A 14,387-nucleotide genomic window follows, 5' to 3' on the forward strand; every position below is an offset into this window, starting at 1 on the left:
GGGCCCGGCCTCATCGCCGGAGTTCGAGGGTGCAGCACTTGATCCCCCCTCCACCGAGCAACAACTCGGAGAGATCGACGCCGATGGGCTCGTAACCGTGTTCGCGCAGCTGCCGGGCGAAGTCGAAGGCACGGGAGGCGACGACCACGTGGTACCCGTCGGAGTACGCGTTGAGGCCGAGCACCGCGGCGTCCTCTCCGTCGACGAGGATCGCGTCCGGGAAGCGCGCGGCCAGCAGTGCGCGGCTGTTCGCGTCGAACGCGCGCGGGAGGTACGCGATGTGCTCCCGTCCCGGGGCGTCGTCGAGCACCGCAAGCGCGGTGTCGAGGTGGTAGAAGCTGGGATCGACGAGCCGCAGCGTGAGCACCTCGCGCCCGAACACATCCGCCAGCTCGCGGTGGCTGGCGTCGCTGCTGCGGAACCCGGTGCCGGCGAGGATCGTCTCGCCGACCAGGAGGAAGTCGCCCTCGCCCTCGTTGACCTCCCGCGGCGTCACGACCTCGAAGCCGGCGGCGCGCAGCCAGTCGCGGTACGCCGGCCCCTCCGGTCGGCGCTCGGGGTACGCGAAGCTCGCGCCGTAGGCGACGTTGCCGATGACGAAGGCGCCGTTGGCCGCGTAGACCATGTCAGGCAGCCCGGGGAGCGGGTCGATGAGCCGGACGTCGAAACCGAGCCCGACGTAGAGGCGATGCAGCTCGTCCCACTGGCGAAGCGCGAGCGGGGTGTCGGTCGGGAGGCCGGGATTCATCCACGGGTTGATCCGATACACCACGTCGAAGTGCTCCGGCCGGCACATCAGCACCGTGCGCGTCCGCGGGTTGCGCAGCGGGCGCTCAGCGCGGGCGCGCGCCTCCTCGCCGGTGATGGACATGAGGACAGTGTCACACACGGTTGTCGGCGATTGGCTGCGTCGTCACGCACGGAATCGCCGGCAGAAGTTGCCCTGCGCAGACTTCTTGCGTCTAAGGGGTGCCTATGCGGAGGTCGGGCATCAGCCACGCGCATCCCTTGCGCGGAGGCGCACGATACTCGCGCAATCTCCCCCTTCGCGCAACGATCCACCGTATGCTTGCGCCGTGGACAACCTCGATCGCAGCATCCTCGACCTGCTCCGCCAGAACGCGCGCGCCGGCTACGGCGACATCGGCGGTGTGGTCGGCCTTTCGGCCTCGGCCGTCAAGCGCCGCGTCGACAAGCTGGTCGCCGACGGGGTCATCCGCGGCTTCACCATCCAGGTCGACCCCGCGATCGACGGCATGAGCACCGAAGCGTATGTCGAGCTGTTCTGCCGAGGCACCGTCTCGCCCGAGGAGCTGCTGCGCATCCTCTCCGCGGTTCCGGAGGTCGTCGACGCGGGCACCGTCACCGGCAGCGCCGACGCGATCGTCCACATCCGCTCGCGCGACATCCCGAGCCTGGAGGCCGCGCTCGAGAAGGTGCGCCTGGCGCCGAACGTCGACCACACCCGCAGTGCCATCGTGCTGTCGCGTCTCATCAACCGCGGCAACAACTGACAGTTGTTCTGCGAGAACGTTCAGTAGACGCTCAGCGTCGAGGGCTCTGAACCGGCCACGGACTCGGCGATCAGTGGCACGATGGGCGCATGAAGCTCCTCGTTGTCGAAGACGATCCAGACATGGGAGGCCTCGTCGAGCGCGGCCTGGCGGCCGAAGGCTACGACGTCACCCTGGTCACCAACGGCGTCGACGCCCTCATCGCCCTGCGTGGCGACGCGTTCTCCGCGGCCGCGATCGACGTCATGCTGCCCGGCATGAGCGGCTTCGAGCTGTGCCGCCACATCCGCGAGGCCAACAACCCGATGCCGATCCTCCTCCTCACCGCGCGGGACGCGATCGAGGACCGCGTGCACGGGCTCGACTCCGGCGCCGACGACTACCTGACCAAGCCGTTCGCGTTCGCCGAGCTGGCCGCCCGCGTCCGCGCCCTGCTGCGCAGGGAGCCGAGCGGCATGCGGCCCCAGGTGAGCGTCGGCCGCCTGACCATCGACTCGCACGAGCACCAGGCGCTGGTCTCCGGTCATGAGATGCCGCTCAGCCGCCGGGAGTTCACCCTGCTGCGGCTGTTCGCGACGAACCCCGACAAGACCTTGTCGCGGTCCGACATCCTCGAATCGGTCTGGGGCACAACCGACAACATCGGGACCAACGTCATCGACCAGTACGTCTCGTATCTCCGCAAGAAGCTCGACCTCGCCGGCGCCGGGCTCTCGATCGTGACCGAGCGCGGCCGCGGTTACCGGCTCGATGCCAAGAATGCGCTGGACGCGAAGCAGCCGTCGGCGGAGGCTCCGGCGCCGTGACGTGGTTGCGACGCCTGTCGATCACCGCGCGCATCACGATCGGCAGCCTCGTCGTCGCCACCCTCTTCGGGCTCGTCGCCGTCGTGGTGATCCGGGTGGGGGTCGCCTCCATCCTCCACAACGCCACCAACACGCTGCTGAACAACGACGTCACCGCACCCGCGGCGTCGGTGGAGTCGAATCCGGCCGGCCCGTTCGACCTGCCGGGAGGCGGCCAGGAGCTGGCCGTCGTCGACGCGGACGGCGACATCCTCGCCTCGACGCTGCCCGAATCCCTGGAGGACCGGATCCCGCGGCTCCTCGCGTTGGGCCCCTCCCCGTCGACGATCTCGATCAACGGCAACACGTACGACGTGCTGGTGCGCAGTGTGCAGACGACCGCCGGCGAGATGCACGTGATCGCGGCGCGCAACGACGAGACGACGTCGCTCATCCTCGATCGGCTCACCCTGGCGCTGCTGGTGGGCGCGCTGGTCCTGATCCTCGGCTTCGGCGCCGCGTCGTGGCTGCTGGCCCGCACGGCGCTGCGTCCGGTCAGCAGGATGCGCGAGCAGGCCGACCGCATCGCGGGCAGCGAGCGCAGCGGCTCCGGTGATCCGGAGGGGCTGCTGACGGTCGGCCCCGCCCAGGACGAGCTGTCCGAGCTGGCGACGACACTGAACGATCTGATCCGGAGGCTGCGCGCCTCGGCCGACCGCGAGCGCCAGATGGTCTCGGACGCCAGCCACGAGCTGCGCACGCCGCTCGCAGTGTTGCGCGGACAGCTCGAGCTCGCCGAGCTCGACGCGGGCGACGCCGACGCGCTCCTCGACGACATCCGCTCGTCGCACTCGACAGCGTTGCGGCTCGGACAGCTGGCCAACAACCTCCTCGAGCTGTCGCGCATCGAGGCGGGCCCGTCGAGCGGCCGCATCGACTGGCGCACGCTCGTCGACGAGCTGACGGACGCCATCGACCGTGCGCGCCTGCTGGTCAGCAGCGACGAGGACGCCCGCCCGATCTCGGTCGACTTCGACTACGACCCCAAGCGCCGCCCGGACCCCGAGTCCCGCGTCGCGCTCTCGCCGACGGACTTCGGGCGCATCCTCGACAACCTCCTCGGCAACGCCATCACCGCGATCCGCGGCCAGAAGGAGGGGGCGGGCGCGGAGGACGTGGTGAGCGCGTCCTTGCACGTCGAGGCGCGCTCGGTGGTGCTCACGGTGCACGATTCGGGCCCGGGGATGCCGGAGGAGTTCATCCCGGTGGCCCTCGACCGTTTCACTCGCGCGGACGGCGCCCGCACGTCGACCTCGGGAGGCAGCGGCGGGCTCGGCCTCGCGATCGTGGCGGCGCTGGCGGGCGCGGCGGGAGGCGATGTCCGGCTCGCCAACGCGCCGAGCGGCGGCCTCGTGGCCACCGTGCGGCTCCCGCTCGTGCGGGCGTAGCGGCCTCACGGAGGCAGGCCCCCGGTCAGCCTCCGCTCAGTGCCCGGTGCGGTCGGAGTCGACTCCTGCGTCCGGGCCCTGGTCGAGCCCGTCGAGAGTCGCGAGGTCGTCGGTGTCGAGCTCGAAGTCGAAGACGGCGAGGTTCTCGGCCATCCGCTGCGGGTTGCGCGACTTGGGGATCGCGACGAGCCCGTTCTTCACGTGCCAGCGCAGCACGATCTGACCGGGCGTGCGTCCGTGCTTCTCGGCGAGCGCCGCGAGCGCCGGCGATGCGAGCAGGTCGCCGGATCCGCCGATCGGGCTCCACGACTCGGTCACGATTCCGTGCTGGACTCCGTAGGCGCGCTGTTCCAGCCGCGGGATGGCCGGGCTGAGCTCGATCTGGTTGACCGCGGGCGTCACCCCCGTCTCCGCGATGAGCCGGTCGACGTGGGCGGGCTTGAAGTTGGAGACGCCGATCGCGCGGGCCTTGCCGCTCTGCTGCAGCCGGATGAAGGTCTGCCAGGTGGAGACGTACTGGTCGCGCGCGGGCAGCGGCCAGTGGATGAGCAGCAGGTCGACGTAGTCGAGCCCGAGTCTCTGAAGGCTGGCATCGAGTCCGGCGACCGCGCGGTCGTCGCCCTGGTAGCCGCCGTCGAGCTTGGTGGTCACGAACCAGTCGTCGCGCGCGAGTCCGCTGGACTTCAGACCGCGACCGACGCCGGCCTCGTTGCCGTATTTGGCGGCCGTGTCGACGTGCCGGTAGCCGACCTCCGCCGCCGCGACGATCGCGCGCTCGACCTCCGCGTCGTCGAGCGGCCAGGTGCCGAGTCCGAGCTGCGGGATGGTGGTGCCGGAGTTCAGGGCGATCGCAGGCACGGCCGTGGAGAGGGAGGGATTGTCGGTCATGCGCCTCAGCGTACGCCCGGGTAAGGTTGCGCTCGTCGGAAGGAGCGTCATGACCGCCACCCCACCCGTGCCGTCCGATCCGGACGAGGTCGCTCTCGCCGTAGAGGCCGCGATCGAGGCCGAGGACCTCGCCGAGCTGCGCCGGCTGGCCGACGCCGGAAGCAGGGATGCCGAGGATGCTCTGGTCGAGCTGGCCGCCGAGCGCGGCGACCTCGACGAGCTGCGACGTCTCGCCGCCGCGGGCAACACCGACGCCGCCGACGAGCTCCTCGAGCTGGAGGAGGAAGAAGAGTAGTCGACGCCGCCTTCCTCTCTAGATCACCCCTTCGGACAGCCGAGTCGGGTTGCCGAAACGGTGGTTGGTGATCGAGATCGCCTGTTCGTGGAGGAAGGGCAGCACCTCGATCCGGCCGGACGGCGTCACGGCGCCGCTGTAGACCGCGACGTCGGGCGTTCCGTTCAGCGCGGCGGAAAGTGCGGTCGGGTCGCCGCCGATGAGACGGATGCGGTGGGCTGCGATGCGGCGTCCGCGCACCCGGGAGAGCCAGTGCGCGTCGGTCTCCACGACGACCTCCACGTCTCTGGCCCGGAGCACCTGCTGCGTCGCCCGCGGGAGGGCGATGTGCGTGCTCACGGTGAACGGCGAGCGCGCGACCGTCGCCGCCGCCAGCACCCGCAGCAGTTCGGGCAGCCCGCTTCCTTCCGATAGCCGGATCGCCACGGGGACGGGCCGGTACCGGAAGATGTTGCGCTCGACGCCGAGCCCGGAGACGTCCTTCGCCTGGTGGTATTCGGTGGCGACGGCGATCGCGTCGCTGAGCGCGGAGCGGCGAACGAGGTCGAAAGCCGGGTAGTCCATGGCGGATTGCCCGGACTCGATGAGTTCCGTCACCCGCGGTTCGAGGCCGCGCAGGTGCAGGCTGGAGCTCGAAGCCCCCGTCTCGGCCTGCCACGAGCCGAGCCCGATCAGATAGTTGGGCCCACCCGCCTTGGCTCCGGCCCCGACGGACGAACGCTTCCAGCCGCCGAACGGCTGCCGCCGCACGATGGCGCCGGTGATCCCGCGGTTCACGTAGAGGTTGCCGGCCTCCACCGTGTCGAGCCAGTGCGCCAGCTCCTCCGAGTCGAGCGAGTGCAGGCCGGCGGTGAGCCCGTACTCGATGGCGTTCTGGTACCGGATCGCGTCGTCGAGCGTGCGTGCCGTCATGATGCCGAGCACCGGACCGAAGAACTCGGTGAGGTGGAAGTACGAGCCGGGCTGCACGCCCGTGCGGATACCGGGCGACCAGAGCCGGCCGCTGTCGTCGAGTGGTTGCGGACGGACCAACCACTCCTCATCGGCGCCCAGTGTCGTGAGCGCGTGGAGGAGCTTGCCGGAGGCGGGTTCGATGAGCGGCCCCATCTGCGCGACCGGGTCGCTCGGGTAGCCGACCCGCAGACTCTTCGTCGCGTCGACCAGCTGGTTGCGGAACCGCTCCGAGCGAGCCACCGACCCGACGAGGATGACGAGGCTGGCTGCCGAGCATTTCTGCCCGGCGTGACCGAAGGCGCTCTTCACGATGTCGGCGACGGCGAGATCGTAGTCGGCGCTCGGCGTGACGATGATGGCGTTCTTGCCACTGGTCTCGGCGAGCAGCGGGAGGTCGGGCCGCCACGAACGGAACAGCTTCGCCGTCTCGTAGGACCCGGTGAGGATCACCCGGTCGACGCGCGGGTCGGAGACCAGCTGCTGCCCGAGTTCGTTCTCGGCGACGTCGATGAGTGCCAGGAGCTCCTGCGGGATGCCGGCCTCCCACAGCGCTTCGACCATGACCGCCGCTGCCCGCCGCGCCTGCGGCGCCGGCTTGATGATCACGCCGCTCCCCGCGGCGAGCGCCGCCAGCACTCCCCCGGCCGGGATCGCGACGGGGAAGTTCCAGGGAGGCGTGATGACGGTCAGCGCCGACGGCACGAAACGTGCGCCTTGCACGGCGTCGAGCTCGCGGGCGAGCGTCGCGTAGTAGTGGGCGAAGTCGACGGCCTCGCTCACTTCCGGATCGGCCTCGGCGATGGTCTTGCCCGTCTCGGCCGCCATGACCTCGATGAGCCGGTCGCGGTTGGCTTCCAGCGCGTGGCCCGCCCGGTCGAGAAGCACGCCGCGGTCGGCACCGCTGCGGAGTCCCCACGCTCGTCCGGACTCACGCACCGCAGCGATGATCCGGTCGAGGTGCCCGGCGTCGACGACCTGGGCGTCCGCGATGGTCCGCGCTCCCAGCTCGCTCGACACCGACCGGGCCAGGATGCGACGCCCCCACGCGCGGTTCGCCGCGAGGGAAGGGTCGGTGTCGGCGGTGTTGTGGAACCCTGCCTCCGGCGCAGCCGGCACCGCCGTCGGTGGCTCGAGCAGCCCTCCGCCCGATCCACGGGTCAGTCCGAGCACGACGCTCGTGAGTCCTTCCTCGGCCGGCGCCTCGGTCTCGACCGCGGGCGGTCGCAGGAACGACTCAGCGGTCTCCTGCTCCCATTCGCGCGAACGGTCCTGCCTGCGGTTGGGCAGCGGCGCTGCGCCGTACGGGAGCGGGTCGGATTCGAGGTCGCGCACCGAGGCGAGGAACCGGTCCCGCTCCCGATCGAAGAGCGCGGCGTCGGAGTCGAGCTCGAACACCGCCGACATGAAGTTCTCCTGGCTGGCGTTCTCTTCGAGCCGGCGGATGAGGTACGAGATCGCGACGTCGAACTCGCCCGGGTCGACGACCGGCGTGTAGAGCAGGAGCTGGCCGACGGTGCGTTTCACGGCCTCCGCCTGGGCGGTGGCCATGCCGAGCAGCATCTCGAAATCGATGCGGTCGGTCACACCGCGGCGCGAGGCGAGCAGCCAGGCGTAGGCGACGTCGAACAGGTTGTGGCCGGCCACACCGATCTTCACGGCGTCGGTGTGCTCGGGGGTCAGCGCCCAGTCGAGGACCCGCTTGTAGTTGGCGTCGGTCGCCTGCTTGCTGCCGTACGTGGCCAGCGGCCAGTCATGGATAGCCGCGTCGACGCGTTCCATCGCCAGGTTGGCGCCCTTGACGACGCGCACCTTGATCGGCGCACCACCCTGCTCACGACGCTGCGAAGCCCACTCCGTCAGTCGCTGGAGCGCGTCAAGAGCGTCTGGCAGGTATGCCTGGAGCACGATCCCGGCCTCCAGCCGGAGCAGCTGGGGGCGGCTCAGGATGCGCTCGAAGACCGCGATCGTCAGGTCGAGATCGCGGTACTCCTCCATGTCGAGGTTGATGAATTTCGGCGTCGGCGACGATGCGGCGAGCTCGTACAGCGGCACGAGCCGCTCGACCACACGGTCGACGGTCTCGTCGAACGACCACATCGAGAGCTGCGACGCGATCGACGACACCTTGATCGACACGTAATCGACATCGTCGCGGGCAAGGAGCGCACGGGTGCCCTCGAGCCGCCGGGTCGCCTCGGTCTCGCCGAGGACGGCCTCCCCGAGGAGGTTCAGGTTGAGCCGGGCGCCGTGACCGGCGGGATCGCGCGGAGCGCGGAGGTGCGCGATGGCAGGGCCGAGCTTCTCGGGAGTGGCGTCGACGACCAGGTGACCGACCATTCCGCGCAGCACGCGTCGCGCGATCGGGATGACCACCCATGGGAGGACGGGCCCGAAGACGCCGCCGAGCCAGATCGCCGCACGCATGTACCACGGCAGGAACCGCGGGATTCTCCTGGCGACGCGCTGGAGGTTGTAGCCCGCCACGAAGAGGTCCTGCGGGCGAGCGACGCCGTCGACGAACCCGACCGCGAAGTCGAGGCCGTGCGGATCGCGGAGCACCCCGGCGAGGCGTTCGGCGGCCGGGTCGCGTGGCGGCTGGGCACCGCCCTCCGCACCGCCGCCCGTGGTTCCTGCGCTCTCGGCCAGCCAGCGCCGAACGAGCTCGACCGCCTCCTGGGCCAGCACCGCGGGCCGCACCTCGTCCGTGTGTTCAACCATGTCCACGACTGTAATTCCTCGCTTCTGAGGCGACGCGGGACCGCTCCCGATCGGTGGAGAAGTCACAGCCGACGACGCCTGTGGATACATTCTCGACGGGCGGTAGCATCAGGAGAAGCGAACGTTTCCGAACGATATCGTTCACCTGAGTCGAATGGTCGTCATGCTCGACATCCGCAAGCTCCGTCTGCTGCACGAATTGAGGATCCGCGGCACCGTCGCGGCCGTCGCCTCGGCCTTGTCGTACAGTCCGTCTTCCGTCTCGCAGCAGCTCTCCGCGCTCGAGCGAGAGGCCGGCGCCGTCCTGCTGGTGAAGTCAGGGCGTCGTCTCCAGTTCACCCCGCAGGGCGAGCTCCTCGCGCAGCGCGCAGCAGAGCTCCTCGACGCGCTGGAGGCCGCCGAGTCCGCCGTCGCCGGATCCAGCGCCGCCGTCGCCGGCATCGTCCGGGTCGCGGTCTTCCAGTCCGCGGCGCACGCCATCCTGCCCGTCGCCATCGCCGCGCTCGCGCGCGACTATCCCGCGCTGCGGGTGGAGGTCACCGAACGCGAGCCCGAGCAGGGCCTCTTCGAGGTCTCCGCACGCGACTTCGACCTGGCCGTCGCCGAGCAGTACCCGGGCAGCACCCGACCGCTGCGCTCCGACCTCGACCGCGCTGAACTGGCCGCGGACAGCATCCACCTCGCGGTCTCGGCCGACCCGCGCGCCCGCGTCCGGGCGAACGGCCTTGCGCACGCAGCAGACCTCCCGTGGGTGCTCGAACCCGTCGGCACGGTCTCGCGCACGTGGGCCGTCCAGCTCTGCCGCGCCGCGGGATTCGAGCCGGACGTCCGCTTCGAGACCGCGGATCTGGTCACGCACATCCGACTGATCGCATCCGGCAACGCCGTCGGCCTGCTTCCCGGCCTGGTCTGGGCCGGCGGCCTGCCAGAGGTCGGCCTCCTGCCGCTGCCCGGCTCCCCTCGCCGGACGATCTTCACCTCCGCGCGCCGAGCGGCAGCGACCAGCCCGGGCGTGGTCGCCGTGCGCGCCGCCCTCGCCGCGGCGGTGCCCGCCGAACACGTCCCGACAGGCCAGGGCACTCCCGTAGGCTCTGACGCATGACCGACCCTGCAGCCTCCCCCACCGCCGCGTCGCACGATGTCGTGATCGTCGGCGGCGGTCACAACGGCCTCACTGCCGCCGCCTATCTCGCCCAGGCCGGACGCAGCGTCATCCTGCTCGAGCGCCTCGACGACGTCGGCGGAGCAGCTGTCAGCGCCCAGGCGTTCCCGGGCGTGGAGGCTCGGCTCTCCCGCTACTCGTACCTGGTCAGCCTCCTCCCGCAGCGGATCATCGACGAGCTCGGCCTCGACATCCGCCTGGCCCGGCGACGCTACTCCTCTTACACCCCGGTCCCCGGCGACCCGGAGGGCGCGGGACTGCTGATCGACAACACCGACGCCGAGGCGACGGCGGCGTCCTTCGCCCGCATCGGGGCGGCCGACGACGCGGAGGCCTTCACCCGCTTCTACGAGTCGACGGGAGCCGTCGCCCGGGCACTCTGGCCGACGGTCACCGAGCCGCTGCTCACCCGCAGCGAGGCCAAAGCGCTCGTCGGCGACGACGAGCTGTGGGACGCCCTCATCGAGCGCCCGATCGGCGGGTTCATCGAGTCGCGACTCAGCGATGACCTCGTGCGCGGCGTCGCAGCGACCGACGCGCTCATCGGCACCTTCGCCAGCGTCTCCGATCCCGACCTCGCCCAGAACCGTTGCTTCCTCTATCACGTCATCGGCCAGGGCACCGGCGAGTGGGACGTCCCGGTGGGCGGCATGGGCTCCGTCACCGGAGAGCTCGCCCGCGTCGCCCGCGAGGCGGGTGCCCGTATCGTCACCGGTGCGGAGGTCACCTCGATCCGGCCCGACGGCTCCGTGTCGTACACCCGCAACGGCCACGAGCGCCGGGTGGAGGGGCGGCACGTCCTCGTGAACGTCGCGCCCGACGTCCTCGACACCCTCCTCGGCGAGCCCGCCGATCCTCCGCGTCCGCGCGCGGAGGGCGCCCAGGTCAAAGTCAACCTGCTCCTGAAGCGGTTGCCCCGCCTGCGCGACGCCTCGGTCGACCCGGCCGCGGCGTTCGGCGGCACCTTCCACATCAACGAGACGTACACGCAGTTGGAGGCCGCCCACAACGGGATGCTTCGCGGCGTCATGCCGGAATTCCTCCCGTGCGAGATCTACTGCCACACGCTCGCCGACCCCAGCATCCTCGACCCCGAGCTCGCCGAGAGCGGAGCCCAGACCATCACCGTCTTCGGCCTCCACACCCCGGATCGCTGGCTCACCGACGACAACAACGACGCCACCCGGCAGCGCCTGCAGGACGCGGTGCTCGCCGCGCTGAACTCGGTGCTCGCCGAACCGGTGGAGAGCCTGCTGCTCACCGACGGCGACGGCAATCCGTGCATCGAGACCAAGACGACCCGCGACCTCGAGCAGGCGCTGAACATGCCGGGCGGCAACATCTTCCACGGCCCGCTGTCGTGGCCGTTCGCCGAGGACGGCGACGCCCTCGGCACTCCCGCCGAGCGGTGGGGCGTGGCCACCCGGCACGAGCGCATCCTGCTGTGCGGCTCCGGCGCGCGGCGCGGCGGAGCGGTGAGCGGACTCGGCGGCCACAACGCGGCGATGGCGGTCCTGGAGGACTGAGAGGACTCGCACGCGACTCCCGCACGGCCCTCTGCCTTTATCGGAGGAGGGTGACTATGGTGAGGAGCAGGAGGAGCTCCTGAGGAGGTCACCATGCTGCCGCAGCCGACAGGACGTCTGGTTCGCAAGGAAGACGGGGTCTATGTGGTCCTCGACCGCATCTTCAAGGCGCCGATCGAGGAGGTGTGGTCGTACTTCGCGAGATCTCCGCGACTCGCCCAGTGGATCGGTGAGTACACCGGCACCGGGTCGACCGGAGCGGTCAAGTTCCGCATGAACGCGGAGGGCGACGGTGCGGAGTGGCAGAACGTGACGGTGATGCTGTGCGAGTCGCCGCACCGCCTCCACGTCGACGTCGGCGAGGCGCCCGACTCGCTCGTGATGTTCGTCCATCTGACGGAGGCGAGCGGTCACACGACCGTCACCTTCGGGCAGCGGCTGCGGGCGATCGCGAACTCGGCCGACTACTGCATCGGCTGGGACTACTACCTCGACCGGCTCGTCGCCGCTCACGACGGCAAGCGGATGCCGAACTGGGACGACTACTACCCGTCGATGCGCGACCACTACGAGACGCTCTGCCGGGAGCTGGACCACGACCTGCGGCTCGAGCACGCCACGGCGCAGCGGAACGGCACGACCGGCTGAGCCTCGCACGGTCGGCACTGATCAGCGCCGGCGCGGATCAGTGCCAGCGGTGGTCCTGAAGGGCGACCCGCGGCCCTCTGCGCTGGAACCGGAAGCCGCTCGCGAGGATCAGCCGCACCACCCGTTGACGGTCGCCCCGCCAGGGTTCGAGAAGTTCGAGCATCCCGTCGTCGTCGACACGGGAGCCGGTGAGTGCCTCGCCGACCTGGTGGGCCAGATGGTAGTCGCCGACGCTGACCAGGTCGGGGTGGCCGTGCGACCGCTGCAGCGTCTCGGCTACTGTCCACTGGCCGATGCCGGGGATGGTGCGCATCGCGCTCTCGGCGTCGTCGAGGGAGGCGGCGGCTCCGATCGCCCGCTCCAGTGAAGGCGCCACGGCGAGCACCGCCTGGATCGCACGGGCACGCCGCGGATCGACGCCCGCACGGTGCCAGTCCCAGGAGGGGATGCCCCGCCACTGCTGGAGCGTCGGGACCACGCGGAGTCCCTCCGGCACCGGCCCTGGCGCGGGCTCGCCGTACCAGCGCAGGAGGCGCGCCCACGACCGGTAGGCCTCCAGACTCGTCACGCGCTGCTCGATGATCGCCGGCAGGAGGGCCTCCAGGACGAGGCCCGTGCGCATGAGGCGGAGTCCCGGGTTGCGGTGCAGGCTCTCGCGCAGCAGCGGATGCGACCGCACGTCGAGACCCGACCAGTCGTCGTCTTTGCCCAGCAGGCCGGGAACGGCGTCGATCGCCCAGTGCGCGCCGGGGCCCCAGGCGGCGGCTCGGATGCCGCCGTCGGCCGAGGCGCGGAGGATCCGGAGGGTCGCAGGACCCTCGGGGGTGCGCCAGGTGCGCCACATCCCCTGCAGGTCCCACGCGGTGGTCGGGTCGTACGGCCCGCGTCCGAGCTGGCCGATCGTGCCCGGCACGTCGAGTGCGCCCGCCGGACGGTAGACGGTCTCCACAGCGCGCCCGGAGCGGGCGTCGGCGGGGAGCACGGCGGTCATGAACGGAATGGTACGTCACACGGCTGACCACTGTCGGTGGTCTCCCCTACGTTCTCCCCATGGGAATCGATATCGAAAGCGATGCCCTCGCGCGCCTGCGCGAGCGCGTCCAGGGAACCGTCTACGTCCGCGGCGATGAGGGGCTCGCCGCCGAAGTCGCCTGCTTCAATCCGGCGATCCAACACGATCCAGACGTCGTGGTCGCCGTCGCGAGCGAGGGCGACGTCGCCGAGGCCGTGCGCTTCGCGCGCGAACACGCGCTTCCGGTGCGCGTCCAGGCCACCGGGCACGGGTCGGAGGCGTCGATCGTCGGAGGGCTCATCGTGTCGACGCGCGCGCTCGACGCCATCGAGATCGACGCGCCGGCCCGCCTCGTCCGAGTGGGAGCCGGCGTGCGCTGGGCGCCCGTCATCGCCCGTGCGGCCGAGCACGATCTCGCCCCGATCACCGGGTCCTCCACGAGCGTCGGGGCAGTCGGTTACACCCTCGGTGGAGGCCTCGGGCCGCTCGCGCGCACGCACGGGTTCACCGCCGACTGGGTCCGCGGGTTCCGGGTCGTGACCGCTCAGGGCGACATCGTCGCCGCCGATGCGAACTCGCATCCCGAGCTGTTCTGGGCGCTGCGCGGAGGCAAGGGCGGTCTCGGCATCGTCACCGAGATGACGCTCGAGCTGGTGCCGCTAACCACGCTCTACGCCGGCAGCGTCTTCTTCGAGGGCGACGCCATCGAGCCCGCGTTCCGTGCCTGGGTCGACTGGGCGGCCGGGCTGGGCGAAGAGGCGACGACGTCCGTCGTGCTGCTGCGCGTGCCCGACGTCGACGGCCCTCCGCCGCCGCTGCGCGGCCGCACGGTGCTCAGCGTCCGGTTCGCCTATCCGGGCGACAGCGCCACAGGCGAGCGCCTGTTCGCACCCATCCGGGAGGCCGCACCCGTCTTCCTCGACGCCGTGGCGGAGATCCCGACGACCGCGGTCGCGAGCATCCATAACGATCCAGAGCAGGGATCGCCGTCGTGGATCCGCGGTTTCATGCTCGACGACTTCGACGCCGCCGACGGCGACGCGCTGCTGGAGGTCGCCGGCCCACGCGTCGAGAGCCCGTTCCTGGCCCTCGAGATCCGGCAGCTGGGCGGAGCCGCTCGCCGCGACACGGCAGACGGCACCGCGGTCGGTGGGCGTGACAGCGGCTACACGCTGAGCGCGATCGCCGCCGATCCGGCGACGTTCGAGAGCGCCGCGCCGGCAGCGGCGGAGGCGCTCGCCCGCGCTCTGCGGCACCGCGTCTCGGCGATCACGAACGTCAACTGGTCAGCCGACCTCAGCGATCCGACCACGTTCGAGAGCGCGTGGCCGCCCGCGGTGCACGCCAGGCTCACCGACGTGCGCGCCTCCTACGACCCCGATCGGGTCTTCGCGTTCGGGCCGAGCTGAGCCTTCACCGGCCGGTGCGTGCGGACGC

General features: G+C 71.0%; 12 protein-coding genes. 8 read left to right on the plus strand and 4 right to left on the minus strand.

The features are described from left to right. Positions 1–10: 10 nt before the first annotated feature. On the minus strand, positions 11–871 hold the full coding sequence (gene ddaH / locus ASF88_RS17155) for a dimethylargininase (RefSeq protein WP_055921601.1): 861 nt from the start codon (positions 869–871) through the stop codon (positions 11–13). Positions 872–1,076: 205 nt separating this feature from the next. Here ddaH and ASF88_RS17160 point away from each other — a divergent pair, with 205 nt between their 5' ends. The 3 genes from ASF88_RS17160 (at position 1,077) to ASF88_RS17170 (ending at position 3,747) form a co-directional block, all read left to right on the plus strand. Next, positions 1,077–1,514 carry an Lrp/AsnC family transcriptional regulator gene (locus ASF88_RS17160; RefSeq protein WP_055921605.1) on the plus strand — a complete coding sequence of 146 codons (438 nt, stop codon included), beginning with the start codon at positions 1,077–1,079 and terminating at the stop codon, positions 1,512–1,514. An 89-nt stretch (positions 1,515–1,603) separates the two neighbouring features. Continuing rightward, positions 1,604–2,320, plus strand: a complete 717-nt coding sequence (locus tag ASF88_RS17165; protein ID WP_055921609.1) for a response regulator transcription factor — start codon at positions 1,604–1,606, stop codon at positions 2,318–2,320. Continuing rightward, on the plus strand, positions 2,317–3,747 hold the full coding sequence (locus tag ASF88_RS17170) for a sensor histidine kinase (protein WP_055921613.1): 1,431 nt from the start codon (positions 2,317–2,319) through the stop codon (positions 3,745–3,747). The genes ASF88_RS17165 and ASF88_RS17170 overlap by 4 nt, the downstream gene beginning before the upstream one ends. A gap of 36 nt (positions 3,748–3,783) precedes the next feature. Here ASF88_RS17170 and ASF88_RS17175 read toward each other — a convergent pair whose 3' ends face one another. Continuing rightward, the gene (locus tag ASF88_RS17175) at positions 3,784–4,635 is read right to left on the minus strand and encodes an aldo/keto reductase (protein ID WP_055921616.1); all 852 of its coding nucleotides are present in this window, start codon (positions 4,633–4,635) and stop codon (positions 3,784–3,786) included. A 49-nt stretch (positions 4,636–4,684) separates the two neighbouring features. On the opposite strand from ASF88_RS17175, the gene ASF88_RS17180 reads away from it, so the two are divergent. Then, positions 4,685–4,930 (plus strand): hypothetical protein, encoded by a 246-nt coding sequence (locus ASF88_RS17180; RefSeq protein WP_055921618.1) that lies wholly within the window; start codon positions 4,685–4,687, stop codon positions 4,928–4,930. Positions 4,931–4,948: 18 nt separating this feature from the next. Here ASF88_RS17180 and ASF88_RS17185 read toward each other — a convergent pair whose 3' ends face one another. Next, the gene (locus ASF88_RS17185) at positions 4,949–8,602 is read right to left on the minus strand and encodes a proline dehydrogenase family protein (protein ID WP_055923037.1); all 3,654 of its coding nucleotides are present in this window, start codon (positions 8,600–8,602) and stop codon (positions 4,949–4,951) included. A gap of 163 nt (positions 8,603–8,765) precedes the next feature. On the opposite strand from ASF88_RS17185, the gene ASF88_RS17190 reads away from it, so the two are divergent. The 3 genes from ASF88_RS17190 to ASF88_RS17200 all read left to right on the plus strand — a co-directional run bounded on the left by ASF88_RS17190 (position 8,766) and on the right by ASF88_RS17200 (position 11,938). Continuing rightward, a complete protein-coding gene (locus tag ASF88_RS17190) occupies positions 8,766–9,704 on the plus strand; it encodes a LysR family transcriptional regulator (RefSeq protein ID WP_055923039.1) in 939 nt (312 codons plus the stop codon). After that, entirely contained in the window at positions 9,701–11,290 is a 1,590-nt protein-coding gene (locus ASF88_RS17195; protein ID WP_055921621.1) for a phytoene desaturase family protein, read from the plus strand. The genes ASF88_RS17190 and ASF88_RS17195 overlap by 4 nt, the downstream gene beginning before the upstream one ends. 93 nt (positions 11,291–11,383) lie before the next feature. After that, positions 11,384–11,938 (plus strand): SRPBCC domain-containing protein, encoded by a 555-nt coding sequence (locus ASF88_RS17200; protein ID WP_055921624.1) that lies wholly within the window; start codon positions 11,384–11,386, stop codon positions 11,936–11,938. A gap of 37 nt (positions 11,939–11,975) precedes the next feature. Here ASF88_RS17200 and ASF88_RS17205 read toward each other — a convergent pair whose 3' ends face one another. After that, positions 11,976–12,929, minus strand: a complete 954-nt coding sequence (locus ASF88_RS17205) for a DNA-3-methyladenine glycosylase family protein (RefSeq protein ID WP_055921627.1) — start codon at positions 12,927–12,929, stop codon at positions 11,976–11,978. A gap of 59 nt (positions 12,930–12,988) precedes the next feature. Between ASF88_RS17205 and ASF88_RS17210 the strand changes: the two genes are divergently transcribed. After that, positions 12,989–14,359 (plus strand): FAD-binding oxidoreductase, encoded by a 1,371-nt coding sequence (locus ASF88_RS17210; RefSeq protein WP_055921630.1) that lies wholly within the window; start codon positions 12,989–12,991, stop codon positions 14,357–14,359. The last annotated feature ends 28 nt before the right edge of the window (positions 14,360–14,387 follow it).

This window comes from Leifsonia sp. Leaf336 (assembly GCF_001423695.1).
In the GTDB taxonomy this organism is placed as follows: domain Bacteria; phylum Actinomycetota; class Actinomycetes; order Actinomycetales; family Microbacteriaceae; genus Leifsonia.

Excerpts from the sequence above, each read along its gene's own strand:
- ddaH (WP_055921601.1), bottom strand. The coding sequence starts at position 871 with ATGTCCATCACCGGCGAGGAGGCGCGCGCCCGCGCTGAGCGCCCGCTG.
- ASF88_RS17165 (WP_055921609.1), top strand. The coding sequence starts at position 1,604 with ATGAAGCTCCTCGTTGTCGAAGACGATCCAGACATGGGAGGCCTCGTC.
- ASF88_RS17175 (WP_055921616.1), bottom strand. The coding sequence starts at position 4,635 with ATGACCGACAATCCCTCCCTCTCCACGGCCGTGCCTGCGATCGCCCTG.
- ASF88_RS17180 (WP_055921618.1), top strand. The coding sequence starts at position 4,685 with ATGACCGCCACCCCACCCGTGCCGTCCGATCCGGACGAGGTCGCTCTC.
- ASF88_RS17185 (WP_055923037.1), bottom strand. The coding sequence starts at position 8,602 with ATGGTTGAACACACGGACGAGGTGCGGCCCGCGGTGCTGGCCCAGGAG.
- ASF88_RS17190 (WP_055923039.1), top strand. The coding sequence starts at position 8,766 with ATGCTCGACATCCGCAAGCTCCGTCTGCTGCACGAATTGAGGATCCGC.
- ASF88_RS17195 (WP_055921621.1), top strand. The coding sequence starts at position 9,701 with ATGACCGACCCTGCAGCCTCCCCCACCGCCGCGTCGCACGATGTCGTG.
- ASF88_RS17200 (WP_055921624.1), top strand. The coding sequence starts at position 11,384 with ATGCTGCCGCAGCCGACAGGACGTCTGGTTCGCAAGGAAGACGGGGTC.
- ASF88_RS17205 (WP_055921627.1), bottom strand. The coding sequence starts at position 12,929 with ATGACCGCCGTGCTCCCCGCCGACGCCCGCTCCGGGCGCGCTGTGGAG.
- ASF88_RS17210 (WP_055921630.1), top strand. The coding sequence starts at position 12,989 with ATGGGAATCGATATCGAAAGCGATGCCCTCGCGCGCCTGCGCGAGCGC.